This is a genomic window from Frischella japonica (assembly GCF_014489845.1).
GTDB classification, from domain to species: Bacteria; Pseudomonadota; Gammaproteobacteria; order Enterobacterales; family Orbaceae; genus Frischella; species Frischella japonica.
In genome coordinates, this window is sequence record NZ_JABURY010000020.1 from 70,082 (window position 1) to 85,530 (window position 15,449).

Consider the following 15,449-nt stretch of genomic DNA (forward strand, 5'->3'; position numbering starts at 1 on the left):
TTGGTTAAATGAAAAGCATCTTGATCAACACTTATGTGGTTTAGTGAATGTGCCACATAGTCGAGATTTATATGCACTTTTTTATGATGCATCGGGAAATTGCGGTTATCATGGCATTATTCAGCATGATGATTCGACTGAACTGTGCTTGTCGTCGGTGAAAGAAGGCACCCCAGTAAATGCTTACTTAAGTTTTAATCGTGATGGTTTTTCATCGCATTGTCGTGATTATAAGGCTTACTGGCAATGGGTTGCCGAACGTAATGAGCAGCGTTATCGTAGCAATATTGAAAATGGTAATGATTTTGATGCTAAAAATATGATGCATACCATTCGCTTATTACAAGTTGCTCACGAAATAATGTCCAAAGGCACCATTACCAATAAATGCGCTAATCGTGATGAACTGCTCGCCATTAAAAATGGTCAATTAAACTATGATGAGATTATAAATATGTCCGAATCATTACTGGCTGACATTGAAACCGCATCACTAATATCATCACTACCTGAACAACCTGATTCAGCTAAGGTATTACAGATTTTGGTTAATATGCGAGAGTCATTGTATCAATATTAGTCGGTATGATTAAATTAAACAGCGTAACCTTTATTGATTACGCTGTTACTGGATTTATTAAAAGCCAATAGTTAAAATGATTAATCTTCGTTCAATAGATAATACATCGCTTCGTAAGGTTGCAATGTTAATTCCGATTCTAACGTTGTTTCAGTTTGGTAATTACTCAACAACTTTTGCCAAGAACTATTTTCCAATGCTTTAGGCAATTGCCATTTAACCGTATTTTCGGTCAGATTGGCTATCACAAGTAACGTTTGATTATTCCAATGTCTGACATAGCACCAACAATCAGCATTATCAGGCGTTAGATCTTGATAGTCACCGAAAATAAAGATCGGGTATGTTTTTCGTAATTTGATTAAAGTTTGATAGCAATAAAAAATGGAATTAGGATCGTCAAGCGCTGCCATCACATTAATTTTCGGGTAATTGTTTGCCACCTCAATCCAAGGTTTACCTTGGCTAAATCCGGCATTGGCGGTGTTGTCCCATTGCATTGGCGTTCGGCTATTGTCCCGTGATTTACTGGCAAGAATCGCTAACATATCAGACTCTGACACACCTTCGGCAATTTTTTCTTGATAGATGTTAAGACTTTCCACATCTTTATATTGCGAAATATGAGTAAAATGGGGATTGGTCATCCCGATCTCTTCACCTTGATAAAGATATGGCGTGCCTTGTAGTCCATAAAGAATCATTGCCAGCATTTTGGCCGATTCGCTGTGGTGTTGGTCTTCATTACCTAAACGTGACACAATGCGAGGTTGATCGTGATTACACCAGAAAATCGCATTCCACGCCTTACCGTGCATACCCACTTGCCAATAGCCAAGTATCTTTTTGAGTTCAAGTAAATCTGGCTTAGCCAGCGTCCATTTTTCCCCATTTGGATAATCAATTTTTAAATGATGAAAATTAAAGGTCATGGTCAACTCTTTGCCATCCAATGCGGCATATTTTTGACAGTTTTCAAGCGTAGTGGACGACATTTCGCCCACTGTTTTTAGGTCATTAGGTTGAAAAACATCTCGGCTTAGCTCTTGTAAAAATTCGTGTATTTTCGGGCCGTCCGTATAATATCTTCGCCCGTCACCATTCACATCATCCTGAAAGTCTTGCTGTTTAGAGACCAAATTAATCACATCAAGCCTTAATGCATCAACCCCTTTATCCGCCCAAAATTGACAGACGTTTTTAATCTCTTGGCGGACGGTTGGATTTTCCCAATTGAGATCGGCTTGCTGTTTTGCAAAGAGGTGTAAATAGTATTGTCCTGATTGCTCATGCCACTGCCAGGCTTTTCCGCCAAATTTTGACCGCCAATTATTAGGTTCTGAGCCGTCAGCTTTGGCGTCTTTCCAAATATAAAACGATCGAAAAGGGCTGGTTTTATCTAAGGCCGATTTAAACCATGGATGCTCTGTTGAAGTGTGGTTAAATACCATATCCATCATAATCCGAATATCACGTTCATGCGCCTGCTTAACCAATAATTCAAAGTCGTCCATCGTGCCATAAGCCGGATCAATATCATAATAATCCGATACATCATAACCATTATCTACTTGCGGAGAAGGATAAATTGGCGTTAACCAAATCGCACTAATGCCCAGATTTTTCAGATAATCTAATCGACTTATGATACCTAATAAATCCCCCGTTGAACTCGCACCACTGGCTTGAAAACTTTTGGGATAGATTTGATAAATAGTACCATTTTGCCACCAAGGGATTTCGTTCGTATTCATTGTTTGCTCTTTATTTTTAATCAGTAAAATTAAATTCACATAAAACGGGTGAATTACTATTTATTATCATTATTGAATATTTAGTGTGCCTTTTTTCTGTTTTATTTTATAAACAATGATGGTTAATGCGATTGGAACAATAATCGCTACTAGCATTGCTAAGGCATAAATTGACCAATAAACAGGTTTTATTGATAAGATACCAGGCAATCCTCCCACACCGATACCATTAGATAATACACCATATAAACCACAGATTAATCCAGCACTAGCCGCACCGACCATGGCACAAAACATTGGGAATTTATAGCGTAAGTTAATACCGTACATAGCTGGCTCAGTAACACCTAGATAGCCGGATATAGCAGCAGGAATGGAAACTTCGCGCTCATTATGTTTTCGACTGATCAAAATGATGCCAACAACGGCTGAAGCTTGAGCAATATTGGATAAAGCAATGATTGGCCAAATCGGTGTACCGCCCATACTTTCTGTCATCTGCATATCGATAGCTAATGTAGTATGGTGAATTCCAGTAATAACCAACGGTGCATAAAAGAATCCAAAAATTGCCGAACCAATGAAGGCATAATCACCAGTCATTAAGTATTTAACCACATAAGCAATACCATTGCCTAACATTCGTCCGATTGGCCCTAAAAGAAAATGTGCAAGGACGACGGCTAATAGGAGTGATACGATTGGTACAATCACTAAAGTTAGGTAATTAGGGACAATTCTACGTAATCGAGTTTCGATCCATCCTAACGCTAAACCAGCAAAAATAGATGGAATCACTTGTGCTTGATAGCCGACTTTTTGAATCGTAAACCAACCAAAATCCCACACGTCAGGAACCATTTTCCCTAGATTATAAGCATTCATCAGTTGTGGAGAAACCAATGTTATGCCTAAAACAATCCCTAACACAGGAGAACCGCCCATTTTTTTGACTGTCGACCAGCAAATAGCCACCGGTAAAAAGTGGAAAATCGCTTCACACGGTAACCAAAGGAAACTATGTATAGGTACCAACCAAGTATACGTGTCAGTAAGCGGTTTATCGTTAATAGTTGGCATTTCACCAATTACATTACGCAAGCCGAGTAATAAACCACCCGCAATCATTGCAGGTAATAATGGTACAAAAATTTCAGCTAAATTTGAGATTAACCGTTCAAACCATGACATATTTTGTTTAGCTGCGGCTTTTGTTTGCTCTTTGGTCGCTTCGTCAATATTTAATTGTTCAATCAATAACTTGTAATAACTATCAACATCCGTTCCAATAATAACCTGAAACTGCCCGGCATTATTAAAGCATCCTTTGACAAAAGACAATCCTTCAATCGCTTCAACATTGGCTAATTTGGGATTAGCAAGCGCAAACCTTAATCTTGTCAAACAATGGGTAACACTAGCAATGTTTTCTTTTCCTCCAACAAGTTCAATCAATTGCATAATTGATTTTGTTGAAACTTTAGGTGCTTTTGCCATTGTTAAGTCTCCTTATTTTCAATTTAAGCCAAAATTTTTTAATTATTTCGACCCTAATTTGGTAACAATTAAGCATAAATTGAATTATTATTTAAATAAATGGGAACGTTCCCTTTTTTGTGATAAACCTCACAATTTAGGCAATATATCACTCAAAAATAGTTAAATGAGTATTTGGGAAGGAACCGTAATAATTTTAGGTTTTGATCCACTTTGTAGTATTTGCAATAACTCGTTTGCAGCATAAGTACCAGCTTTATCAAAACCAAGATCGACAGTAATCGTTTTGGTAAACAAGAATTTAAGCAGCTCACTACTACCAATGCTAATAACAACAATATTATTGATATTTTTTTCAGATAAGAACTTATTTAGACCTAAAGCAATTGAATCGGTAGCACAAATGATTGCTGTTGGTGAATCAACCAATACCGACTCGGCAAGTTCATAACCAGAATAATAACTTAATTTGCCAAGCACCGCATTTGGCTTAAGTTTATGAGTATGACAAAAATTAGTATACGCTTGGTAGCGTAATTCACCAGTAGTCTGATCTTGTTTAGTAATACCAATATAGCCAATTTTTTTATGCTTTTGATATAAATAGGTTAATGCTTTGTTTACCGCCCCTACATCATCATAACAAATACAAGTATATTCAGAAAAAGGCCTAGCAATAACCACACATTTATCTTGCCAAAATGTCAGTCGAGAGCTATTCAATCCTGTAAAAGCAAAAATTACTACACCGTCAGCTTGCTTTTCTTTTAACATTGTCAGGTGTTCTTCGACTTTTTGCGGGCTAAATTGGCTCTCAATAATAATCGGATCATACCCATTTGCATAAAAAACAGGCAACATGTTTCGAACTGCATGATTTTCGGATATGGAATCAAGGCGAGTAACAATTATACCAATCACTTTATTACCATAACCACGCATTGCTCTAGCTGATTTGGATGGGGTAAATTGATATTGTTCAACAATTGCCATCACTTTGTTACGTGTCGATTCCTTCACCATTGGGTCGTGATTAATAACTCTCGAAACAGTGGATTTACTCACCCCGCTCAATTTGGCAATATCTTTAATGGTTAAATTCGGTGATGGCTTATTCATAATCAATTTTTATAATGAAAATCAATTAAATCATAGTAATATAGTTTTAACAAAATGGCGATAGGGTGGCTAGTAAGTTAATATCAAAATTATTAACTATTACTTATTCTTCATTTATAATTAGATTGAGATTTGACAGAGGAATAAAACAGAATCAACAAAGCATTAATAACCTCACATAGACAATGAATTATGAAAAAATCATATTTACTTTTAGGTTACACGCTATATTTTTTGAGTTTATCTGGCTATGCATCTAGTGATGACACGAAGACTGCAACAGAACAATTTAGATCGGCTTTATTATGTCAGTCAAAGCCTTTTGCCATAGAAGATAAAAAGATCATTGCTGAACTTGCAAAACAAAAAATTACTATAAAAAACAAAAAGCAAGATAGTATAACTGAAATCGAATACCATTTTGAGCAACCTATCAAAGTTAAAAATGTATGGGTGAATATGATTCGTTATGAAAGCGATAATTTCGTCACCTCTTTTTATGCTAAAGCCATAGGTGATATGCACAAGTTCGCTAAATTGATTGAGGTTAACCCTATATTACGCAGCTGTGAAGAACCTATTCCTTTGGATGATACCGACATATTCCGAAAAGAAATTACCCCTATTACCGACAATAATCTCTACCCAGATACAATCGTTATTGGTCAGGATAAAGACTCAAAGCCGGATGAATTTTATTTCATCTGTTCTAAATTTGAGACTAATTAGCTATAATTTTTTTACTCAATGAAAAATCATGCTATTAGTTTACTAACATTACTTATGTATAAATAGAAAAATTATTTTATAAATAAAACCTATTTATTAGCACTTTGCTTTGATTTATAAGCACTTCCCCACGCTAACATAGCACGATCAATAATGAAACTTTTACCAAACGGATTAATTGCAATACCATGATATCCGTTTGATTCGTCAAGTATTGCTTGGTAATCGGTTAAGTTGACGACTGGAGTTTGTTGATCTGCAACATTTTGCCATTTTCTTAATTCATCCCAGTTCATAAATATTGGAAAAAAGGATTCATTGTTAACAATATTGATTGCCACAAATGAAATTATCGTACCTTGCTGTAAGGTAAGGGAGTTATCTTTATTGCGTTTAATATTATCAGGTAATTCCATAATAATTGGCACTAATAATTTAGCAGCTTTTAACGTATTAAAAAGAGCTGTTTTATTTTTTCAGATGTCGGTTGTTCATCATATCTTTGCCATGCATCGTTAAGTTCTGGATTGGTTACTGGATTATTAATATCAAAACTCATAAATAGTTCTTTATTATTTAACTAAATGTATTACTTTTGTAAAGTTACATGTTTTTTTCGTGTGACATTATCATTGATGTTTATAGTTTTATAATCTTTAATGGATAAATAGCTGTTTTGGTATCTCTAAACCACTTGCTCACCCTTTATTATTTAACGAATACTATTACTTTTGTGAAGTTATATGAATATTTTAATTGCTCGGCAATGATAATTGATGTGTATAGTCTGGCAATCTTGAATATATAACAAGCTGTTTTTATTTTTCTAACCGCTAAGTCATCATAAGCAATTCCCCTACATTGACATTCTTATAACTTGGTTGCTAATGGTTTGTAATTAAACTCTTATTTACCCTGCATTATTTAACGAATACTATTACTTTTGTGAAGTTATGTGATGTTTTCAATTACATGGTAATGATAATTGAGGTGTATAGTCTGGCAATCTTGAATATATAACAAGCTGTTTTTATTTTTCTAACTGCTAAGTCATCATAAGTAATTCCCCTACATTGACATTCTTATAACTTGGTTGCTAATGGTTTGTAATTAAACTCTTATTTACCCTGCATTATTTAACGAATACTATTACTTTTGTGAAGTTATGTGATGTTTTCAATTACATGGTAATGATAATTGAGGTGTATAGTCTGGCAATCTTGAATATATAACAAGCTGTTTTTATTTTTCTAACCGCTAAGTTATCATAAGCGATTCCCCTGCATTGACATTCTTATAACTTGGTTGCTAATGGTTTGTAATTAAACTCTTATTTACCCTGCATTATTTAACGAATACTATTACTTTTGTGAAGTTATGTGATGTTTTCAATTACATGGTAATGATAATTGAGGTGTATAGTCTGGCAATCTTGAATATATAACAAGCTGTTTTTATTTTTCTAACCGCTAAGTCATCATAAGCGATTCCCCTGCATTGACATTCTTATAACTTGGTTGCTAATAGTTTGTGATTAAATCACTTATTCGCTCTTCATTATTTAACGAATTGTATTACTTTTGTAAAGTTTAATTATTCCAGTTATTGTGAAAATAATGATTTTCACTAATAATCTAACCATTTTTGACATAATAAACAGCTATTTTGTGTTTCTGGTGTAGGATCTTATCGAATACATATAATATGTTGTCAGTTAGGGATTAGTTATTAACTGATTGACAGTCGAATCTAAATCAGCATTATATCAATTGATTATAACTGCTTAGATTATTTAATTCATTTACTTTAGCATCACCGTTATCAATGATCCAAAAGAGGAAAACAAAAAATTGTCATTATGAATACTAAAATTCAATAAATTAAGAGAAACTCTGAAAAAATACTGAGTATCTACGATGATTTTAACATTAATGCGATTTACTTTTTTAGATGAAAAATATGCTATGCCTTATAGTTTCTTTCATAAATTAAATTTTAATAGAGAAATATTCTTCAATAATGCTCTTTTAATTGATAATAAATAAGTTTAAAAATTAACATCTAAATGCTATTCATCAAATTTATACTAAAATAAAATTTTCAAACAAATTGAAAATTTACTTAAAGATAACATTTTGGATAGATATAGAATCACTTGAATTTCATTTAATATTAAAAGATTTATTAAAAAATCTGGGTTAGATTTTTATTTATGCATTTAAAAATTATCGAATACAAAATTACAAAGCTGAATATACTTGAGAAGTATTAGATACCTTGTATAGTCGCATTAACAAATAAAATGCTATTTTAAACCGAACGAAAAACTTGTTTTTATAATAAAAATTTCTTTATGCTTAATTAACTATTGAGAATTTAACATGAAATCACAAAATAAATTTTTAGGTCTATGCACTTCTCATGTTTACGGTATCAGGCTATAGCATAGCGGCAGATAAAGCTAAATCCATCATGAATCAATTTAAAGATACTTTGCTATGTCATCAATCTCCAGAATCTTTAATATTTAATACTTCTCCTGAGGCGTTTGCTAAAGAAGGGATTACGGTTACTAAAATTAGTGAGTACAATCCAGAATATATATATCACTTTGCCAAACCATTGAAAATTTTGAATGTGACATTTCAAACTGTTAAATATTTAGGAAACTATCATTATGGCTTTGATTTCTTTGCCGTTGCTAAAGGTGATATGGAGAAATTTGCCAAATCAATCGGAGCTAAACCCACTCCGGCTGAATTTAACGATTTTCGCTGGAAGAGTCCATATGTAAAATATTTCACTTCAACAACTGATCAGGAATATTTTAGACGTATCTTCCTTATTGGTCGAGAAGCAGACTCCAAACCAGGCGAATTTAATTTTGGTTGTTACCTATATTATTAATATTATCGCGGGAAATAGGTTGTGAAACAATCAGTCTTAACTGATATTTTGGTATGGGTAAAATACAAAGTTGATTTCCCCTTTTTAATACTCTTTTTTTAATTTATAAGCCTTCCCCCACTCTAACATAGCATCATGAACCTGTTTTAAACTTTGTCCAACATCGGTTAAAGTATATTCCACTTTAGGTGGTACTTGGGCATAAACCTTGCGAGTAATTAAACCATTTTTTTCCATAGCACGTAAATGTTGCGTTAATACTTTCTGTGACACGCCATTAAGTGATTTTTTTAATTCACCAAAACGTTTTGTACCTGTTAATAAATCACGAACAATTAAGACTTTCCATTTATCGCCCATTAGCATTAATGTGGTTTCTACGGGGCAAGGTGGTAAATTTTCATTACTTAACACGCTGATAATTTCCTTAAAATTCAGCAATAGTTACTAAATAGATACTATATTACTATATGGTACCTACTTTACAATGGAAACTTTGAATATTAATCTAAATATATTCATTTTTTGATCAACATGTTAAGTCAAAAAGTGTTAACCAAAATTTTATTTTGATAATATTAAAGGAGTAGACCATGAAAATTGCGGTCATTGGTGCGAGTGGTAAATCAGGTAGTTTAATCGTTAAAGAAGCAATTGCGCGTGGGCATGATGTGACGGCGATTGTTCGTAATCCAAATTCGCATGTCGATCCTAATGCAAAAGTTCTCGTTAAAGATCTGTTCGAACTTACTTATGAAGATTTGAAACCTTTTGATGTGATTGTTGATGCATTTGCCACATGGAGTCTTGAATCACTGCCTCAACATCAAACCAGTTTAAAACATCTTACTGATATTTTAAGCGGTAAACCTAATCGTTTATTAGTTGTTGGCGGTGCGGGTAGTTTATATGTTAATCCAGAACATACTATTCGTTTAGTTGATACCCCAGAATTTCCTGATGAATTCAAACCATTAGCCAATAATATGGCTAAAGCACTAGATGAATTAAAAAAATGTCAGGATGTGAACTGGACGTATTTAAGCCCAGCCATTGAGTTTATTGCTGATGGCGCAAGAACCGGTCGCTACAAAGCAGGTGGTGAACAGGCCTTATTCAATTCGCAAGGACAAAGCCAAATAAGCTATGCCGATTATGCCATTGCCATGATCGACGAAGCTGAAAATGCTAAGCATATCAAACAACGTTTTACAGTTGTCGCGGAATAATCCTTTTCGGTACTTGACTGTAGAAGTTTAAGTTTAAGTTGAATCTGAAAGCTACTTATTATGCATCGACATTCATTTTAACAAAATGGGTGTCCGATGAACAAAATACATTCTCTCGTTATCATTATTTCATGATTATTATCAAATAAAATTCTAATATAATGATTCGTTGCTGTGATTTTGATTGTTTTAGCTTCCACCAAAAAACTTGAACGCTATCGATATTTTAAGCTCAATGGGATTAAATGTCGTTATTCTGCTAAGTTAATTGTAGCTTGTTTAAATTGGCGATCCTATTTTGACCCATCAGAGACACCTTTTTTATTATTAAAAAATCTCCGTTAAAATGGGAGCAGATCATATAAAATAACTTTATGTAATTAGGGTAAAAGTAGAGTTACGCCTGTCTTTTGCTTGCCCTTCACTAAGCGGCATACTATAACTAACCGAATTCGTGTATAAAGAGTCATAACTACCATTCTAATAATAAACGCGCTAAGGAATAGCAAAGCCTATGAATCTTTATCAACTGATGTTAAAAAAGCAGTGGTTAATGTGGGAGGGAGATCAGGCATCAAGAACCTTCTCTTATCAGCCCCCAAAGTTGTAAAGACTTTTACCTATCCTACAGCAAGTCGGTCTGCCTTATCAAAGTTATTATGACAAAAATCCCGGCTAAAGTCTCGGATACGTTAAAAACCGCATTATATCAAGAACAGGTGGTATTAGTTCAGTTGCCGGTGATTAATGGCTGTCGTGAGTAAAAACCATCTTTGAAGAAACGTTACCGTTTAGATAACTTTTCAACTTGGTTTAAATTAGCCAAAGAAGAATCATCCCAACATATTAAATAGAACGATCAGTGTTAGATAAGATTTAGTCAAATATTAAAAAAGTATTAGGAACAGCATTAGTCAACCAAACACCATTATCAGCCAAGTAAAATTTAAAGCCTTGTTGATACATCTGCAGAGTATTTACTTTTAATACTACTGGTTTACCATGTCTTTCTCCTACTTTTTTAGCTGTCTTCTCATCACCAGATAAATGGACATAATGGCGACTGCCAGCGACTAATCCTTGTTTTTTAATGGAATCAATAAATCGGGTTGCAGTGCCATGATATAAAATCTCTGGTGGCATCTGTTCTATATAGCTTATCTTTACTTGTTGAGTTGAATGTCCTTGTGCTGCACGTATTTTTAGACCATCATCCGAAATCGTAAAACGTTTTTTATCATTTGTTTTAACAACTTGCTCAATCAACTTTCTGGTAAGTGGTTTTCCATGTTGATTAGCTTGCATGATTAAATTATCAATATTGATCCAACCATCAGAATCTAATGTGATACCAATAGTTTCTGGTTGATGTCTCAAAATATAGCTTAAAAATTTACTTATTTTATCTAGTTGTTTGTTCATATTTATTCCTTGAATAATCACCACATAGTAATGGGGGAAATCTACCATTTTTTTAAATTTGCAAATCAATCTCTATTACCAGCTTACCTTGCTTGATTTAATGATAACTAACAGGCAGCCTACATAAAAGCCAAATTGCTCAAAGCAATCTGCCCTTAATTGTTAATTGTGAACAGCAATAGTAGTTGATTGTTGTTATACTTCAGTGCTTTATTCAGTCAGCTGTTGAATCTGTTTCTTGGTAAAAAAGTATCTAAAAATAGCTTAATCACGATTTAATCTTCTGAAACAGTTTTAAAAACTCGCTATCTTCAAATCTGGCTTTAGCCGCTTCACCTTGAGTGCCTTCAAGGCAATAATTGCTGGTGACATTCAAAGCAACCGCTAATCGTTTTAATGTGTAAATACTAGGTAATTGCTTTAACGGTGACCAAATTAAAGAAACGGTGGTGGAAAATCTGCCGAGAATAACCGGTGCCGCTGAGGTTGTGAGTGTGGTATCATGAGTCTTTACGTCACAGCGGCAGTTAGTAGAACCGGTGTAAGGGCGCCAGCCTGAATATTATCTAATGCCACAAGGCACAAAACCCAACCCCAGACCACAACTGACCATTAAAGGCAGGTGGCTGGAACAGATAGGGTTTTATGTCGGCTACCCTGTTATCATTAAGATTGAACAGGGCAAGTTGATTATTGAATTTGCAATTCATTGACTATTAGTTATATAGATAACCTATAATAATCCAATCTTTTTATGGTGTTTTCTTGTGCATAGTTGAACACATTGAAATAAAAGATTAAACATTACTGAAAATCTAGTTTTATTGATCTAATTTATCTGCTATGTATCTTAAAAGATAAGATAATTTTCTCAAATCTCCATTTATGATAATATCTTTCTCAATTGAATTTAATAAAAAATCATAATCTTCACTTAGTTGTCCCATATCAAATTGATTTGGTTTGTTATAAGGGTCATATAGTAAATCTGATGGAATATTCCAATAAAAATCATCATCAAGAGATATTTTATGAATGCCGTCTTTTTTCAATTTATCAATAATTAAATTAAATATAATTTCAATCTTATTTAAATCAATACCCATAACTAATCTTTCCCTTTTTTTATTTTATCTATATTCTTTTTAAAAGTGTTTATTTCATGTTCTAAATGTTTAATTCTACTATTTATAATATTTTGCCTAACTTTATCATTTGGAGCATTTTTTAAAAAGTCTTTATTATCAATAAGAATAAGGATCTTTTATGTATTCCTTTAATTCAATCACATTCTTCTGATTTAAGCTGATTTTGTCAATGGATATTGTCACTTCGGTCGGTTTGATTGTCTGTCCGACTTTTACGGCGGTTGTTGTGTTCAGTTTAATCACATTTTCGGTTTGTGTTGCCATTTTGACTACCGATGAGGCTTTGGTGATTAAACCAATATCAATCATTTCAGTGTAATCAAATTAGCAGATTTATCTAAGTGCGAGTTGTTTCAAGAATTGGTTTATAGAGCTAAAAAATATTTATATATAGCTTATTTTATTGACTATGATTAATCATTGTTGAGAATCCAAACCGTGTCGGAACATATCCGGACCAATACACTCTATAATATTAGTAAAAATCTTCTCGTTTGAATTGTTTACCTGTTGATTTTAAACAATTCATCTTAAAATAATGACCATATTCAGCATCATATAAATCAACAGCATAACCAAAAATCACTCCATCTTCTTCACTCACACCCATCACAACTCCTTTTTTACCAATATATTCTGGGTGTTCGCAATTAGGGAGAATCTCTACTTCTTCATAGAAATTAAATTGTTGTGTCATATTTCATCCTATTTATGAGTTATTTTGCCATCTAAAGAAACATTTAAATGCTTACCATCTCTTGATGCCCAGCCAAGCTGTTTAGCTCCTAATTTTAGTACTCTTGATTAATTTTCCAACCCCATTTTTTTATGAAAATTACCTAAACCTTTTTCAATATAGGCAGTTAAGCCGTTAAGATTCTCAAAAGCTATTGCAGCAAATTCAGGATGATATTTCGACATGTATTCACCAACGAAAAGCCGTTGTTCAAGTGCTATTGATTCAATTTCACCGCTTTTATCTTTATTTTAAACACTAATTAAATAAATCATTCCAGCTTATTTCATCATATTTTTCTTTATCATAATGACTATCAAGATTTATTGTTAACCATTGGTTGTTATTTTCTAGTAGAAGTTTCGTTGGATTTATGCATCTTTCTTTTGTAATATTATCAATAGAAATTGCCCCCTCCATCTCAGCACGATGAAAAATTGCAGGTCCACCGCCATTAAATAATATTCGTCCATCATGTTTTAAAATATTATATAGCCCATCTTTTTTAATAAAGATTTTGGGTTGTTCCCAATAATTACTTTGCCCCTCCCAGTCTAATAAATAAAAACCGTTATCTAGGCTTACTAACCAACCTTTAGCTAATATAATATTAGCTGAGTCCAAATTTAATAATCTTTTAATATCACTCATTTCAAAATCACTCCATTACCATTCATTTTAGAATATAAAAAATCTGCTCTAACTCCCATTGCCCCATTATATGGATCTCGAATCATATAATAACCGACATTATCAACTACTTTATATGAGTCTACTATTATAAAGTGTCCTTGATTACCAACGGAGACACCAATGATTGTTGATTGATTTTTAAGACTTAACTCTTTTAGATGATTTGCTGTAACTGTTGTAATTGCTTCGTTTGATATACCATTTTTATATAATACACGACTCATTTCATCTATATTCACCCCAGAAGGACGAATATTATCAAATTGCCTAACAATAAGATCTAAATTAACAGTATGTCCTTTATTATCACTAATAATCATTGCACAACTTGTTGGTCCACACAAATTTATTCCACCTGATACATGGGAAGTTTGATTAATATATGTTCCTTCTGGGTGATAATCGATTTTAAGTTTAGAAAATACTCTGGAGTCAGCTGCACCGCCTATAATTCGCTGTTCAGCTAAAAGGTTATCGGATCTTTTTAACTCAATCACATTCTTCTGATTTAAGCTGATTTTGTCAATGGATATTGTCACTTCCGTCGGTTTGATTGTCTGTCCGACTTTTACGGCGGTTGTTGTGTCCAGTTTAATCACATTTTCGGTTTGGGTTGCCATTTTGACTACTGATGAGGATTTAGTGATTAAACCAATATCAATCAGTGTATAGGCGATTTCACCATAACCTTTAGCTACTAATCCTGACCATTCTATCAACTCGCCACCGTGGGTCGGAGTTACCTCGTTACTCCACATTGAACGCGCGCCAGCCTGGATATTATCTAATGCCACAAGGCACAAAATCCAACCCCAGATTACAACTGACGATTAAGGATAGATGGCTGGAGCAATTTGGTTTTTATGTCGACTGCCCTGTTGTCATTAAGATTGAACAGGGCAGGTTGATTGTTGAACTTGTTTTGCAAGTTTAAACATAAATGGTTGATTTTTCCCACTACTATATGAGGATTTATCCCTTATTTTGAATAACGTTCTCTTAATTTATTCATATAAAATTCTATTGAATCTTTTTCACTAGGATGTGCATTGATATATGCATCGGATACTATTTGCATTAAAGTTATAAACTGATGGAGAGGCATTGGATAACCTTCACAATCACCAAAAACAAAAGTTACTCCATCAAATTCTTCGGGATTATCTAAATCTTGATCTAAAATATACTCAACTCCTTCAGAAACATTAGCACCAATACCTTTTGATGCATCATAAATTAATTGTAAAAAATTCATTTTTTGTTCTTTACACATAACTTCCAATAAACAATATAGCTCAGCACCACCATTATCAATCAAAAGTTTTTTCGTTGTTTCCAACCATTGAAGTGTATTATTCATTTATTATTCCTTTTAGGCATCGTAATGAATGAATTGCTGATTTTACCAGATTTAGCATCGCGCGTAACTCTAAACCAATAACCATCAATGTTAACGTCATGCACAAAACTTGCTGGATCAGATGTAAAATGACTTTCAGCTTGTTTTGCAGCCCGATTAGACATATCAGCAACTTTAGTATCAGATAAAATATTAGGGTCATAAGTCGTTTTTGTTTGAGTTTTTTTAAACCCATCAGTTGTACCTGCATTTGGTCCATTTGCGACCTTCTTTGG

Annotated in this window: 19 protein-coding genes and 1 pseudogene; 6 read left to right on the forward strand and 14 right to left on the reverse strand. The window is 33.4% G+C overall.

The genetic code is table 11. The features are described 5' to 3' along the window. Positions 1-49: 49 nt before the first annotated feature. Entirely contained in the window at positions 50-580 is a 531-nt protein-coding gene (locus tag FcAc13_RS10710) for a nucleotidyltransferase domain-containing protein (protein WP_187756215.1), read from the forward strand. An 80-nt stretch (positions 581-660) separates the two neighbouring features. Here FcAc13_RS10710 and treC read toward each other — a convergent pair whose 3' ends face one another. From treC to treR, 3 genes are all read right to left on the reverse strand, one after another. Then, a complete protein-coding gene (gene treC / locus FcAc13_RS10715) occupies positions 661-2,334 on the reverse strand; it encodes an alpha,alpha-phosphotrehalase (protein WP_187756216.1) in 1,674 nt (557 codons plus the stop codon). Positions 2,335-2,403: 69 nt separating this feature from the next. Further along, the gene (treB, locus tag FcAc13_RS10720) at positions 2,404-3,831 is read right to left on the reverse strand and encodes a PTS trehalose transporter subunit IIBC (protein WP_187756217.1); all 1,428 of its coding nucleotides are present in this window, start codon (positions 3,829-3,831) and stop codon (positions 2,404-2,406) included. Positions 3,832-3,993: 162 nt separating this feature from the next. Continuing rightward, on the reverse strand, positions 3,994-4,950 hold the full coding sequence (treR, locus tag FcAc13_RS10725) for a trehalose operon repressor TreR (protein ID WP_187756218.1): 957 nt from the start codon (positions 4,948-4,950) through the stop codon (positions 3,994-3,996). Positions 4,951-5,142: 192 nt separating this feature from the next. Between treR and FcAc13_RS10730 the strand changes: the two genes are divergently transcribed. After that, positions 5,143-5,679: a hypothetical protein gene (locus FcAc13_RS10730; RefSeq protein ID WP_187756219.1), complete on the forward strand. Its 537-nt coding sequence runs from the start codon at positions 5,143-5,145 to the stop codon at positions 5,677-5,679. A gap of 89 nt (positions 5,680-5,768) precedes the next feature. Here the strand turns inward: FcAc13_RS10730 and FcAc13_RS10735 are convergent, their stop codons facing one another. Next, a complete protein-coding gene (locus tag FcAc13_RS10735; protein ID WP_246415132.1) occupies positions 5,769-6,095 on the reverse strand; it encodes an SseB family protein in 327 nt (108 codons plus the stop codon). 2,005 nt (positions 6,096-8,100) lie between these two features. Here FcAc13_RS10735 and FcAc13_RS10740 point away from each other — a divergent pair. After that, complete coding sequence (locus FcAc13_RS10740; RefSeq protein WP_187756220.1) at positions 8,101-8,586, forward strand: hypothetical protein; 486 nt, start codon at positions 8,101-8,103, stop codon at positions 8,584-8,586. Between the two features lie 84 nt (positions 8,587-8,670). Here FcAc13_RS10740 and FcAc13_RS10745 read toward each other — a convergent pair whose 3' ends face one another. Beyond that, positions 8,671-8,952: a winged helix-turn-helix transcriptional regulator gene (locus tag FcAc13_RS10745; RefSeq protein WP_187756234.1), complete on the reverse strand. Its 282-nt coding sequence runs from the start codon at positions 8,950-8,952 to the stop codon at positions 8,671-8,673. Positions 8,953-9,179: 227 nt separating this feature from the next. Here FcAc13_RS10745 and FcAc13_RS10750 point away from each other — a divergent pair, with 227 nt between their 5' ends. Next, positions 9,180-9,815 carry an NAD(P)-dependent oxidoreductase gene (locus FcAc13_RS10750; protein WP_187756221.1) on the forward strand — a complete coding sequence of 212 codons (636 nt, stop codon included), beginning with the start codon at positions 9,180-9,182 and terminating at the stop codon, positions 9,813-9,815. A gap of 876 nt (positions 9,816-10,691) precedes the next feature. Here FcAc13_RS10750 and FcAc13_RS10755 read toward each other — a convergent pair. After that, a complete protein-coding gene (locus FcAc13_RS10755) occupies positions 10,692-11,237 on the reverse strand; it encodes an RNA 2'-phosphotransferase (RefSeq protein ID WP_187756222.1) in 546 nt (181 codons plus the stop codon). Between the two features lie 569 nt (positions 11,238-11,806). Here FcAc13_RS10755 and FcAc13_RS10760 point away from each other — a divergent pair. Continuing rightward, positions 11,807-11,950: a SymE family type I addiction module toxin gene (locus FcAc13_RS10760; RefSeq protein WP_187756223.1), complete on the forward strand. Its 144-nt coding sequence runs from the start codon at positions 11,807-11,809 to the stop codon at positions 11,948-11,950. A 108-nt stretch (positions 11,951-12,058) separates the two neighbouring features. Here the strand turns inward: FcAc13_RS10760 and FcAc13_RS10765 are convergent, their stop codons facing one another. The 6 genes and pseudogenes from FcAc13_RS10765 to FcAc13_RS10790 form a co-directional block, all read right to left on the reverse strand. Continuing rightward, complete coding sequence (locus tag FcAc13_RS10765) at positions 12,059-12,343, reverse strand: hypothetical protein (protein ID WP_065633440.1); 285 nt, start codon at positions 12,341-12,343, stop codon at positions 12,059-12,061. Between the two features lie 138 nt (positions 12,344-12,481). Beyond that, the gene (locus tag FcAc13_RS10770; protein ID WP_187756224.1) at positions 12,482-12,694 is read right to left on the reverse strand and encodes a hypothetical protein; all 213 of its coding nucleotides are present in this window, start codon (positions 12,692-12,694) and stop codon (positions 12,482-12,484) included. A gap of 166 nt (positions 12,695-12,860) precedes the next feature. Beyond that, entirely contained in the window at positions 12,861-13,082 is a 222-nt protein-coding gene (imm31, locus tag FcAc13_RS10775; protein ID WP_187756225.1) for an Imm31 family immunity protein, read from the reverse strand. Positions 13,083-13,090: 8 nt separating this feature from the next. Next, a pseudogene (locus tag FcAc13_RS12455) lies at positions 13,091-13,177 on the reverse strand (polymorphic toxin type 17 domain-containing protein); the annotation flags it as partial. A gap of 202 nt (positions 13,178-13,379) precedes the next feature. Beyond that, positions 13,380-13,772, reverse strand: a complete 393-nt coding sequence (locus FcAc13_RS10785; protein ID WP_187756226.1) for a hypothetical protein — start codon at positions 13,770-13,772, stop codon at positions 13,380-13,382. Continuing rightward, positions 13,769-14,608 carry a hypothetical protein gene (locus tag FcAc13_RS10790; RefSeq protein ID WP_187756227.1) on the reverse strand — a complete coding sequence of 280 codons (840 nt, stop codon included), beginning with the start codon at positions 14,606-14,608 and terminating at the stop codon, positions 13,769-13,771. The genes FcAc13_RS10785 and FcAc13_RS10790 overlap by 4 nt, the downstream gene beginning before the upstream one ends. Between FcAc13_RS10790 and FcAc13_RS10795 the strand changes: the two genes are divergently transcribed. Further along, complete coding sequence (locus tag FcAc13_RS10795) at positions 14,602-14,748, forward strand: SymE family type I addiction module toxin (RefSeq protein ID WP_187756228.1); 147 nt, start codon at positions 14,602-14,604, stop codon at positions 14,746-14,748. The genes FcAc13_RS10790 and FcAc13_RS10795 overlap by 7 nt on opposite strands. Before the next feature lie 45 nt (positions 14,749-14,793). Here FcAc13_RS10795 and FcAc13_RS10800 read toward each other — a convergent pair whose 3' ends face one another. Then, the gene (locus FcAc13_RS10800; protein ID WP_187756229.1) at positions 14,794-15,174 is read right to left on the reverse strand and encodes a hypothetical protein; all 381 of its coding nucleotides are present in this window, start codon (positions 15,172-15,174) and stop codon (positions 14,794-14,796) included. Beyond that, positions 15,171-15,449 (reverse strand): hypothetical protein (locus FcAc13_RS10805; protein ID WP_187756230.1); only part of this gene is annotated, 279 nt, incomplete at its 5' end. The genes FcAc13_RS10805 and FcAc13_RS10800, both read right to left, overlap by 4 nt.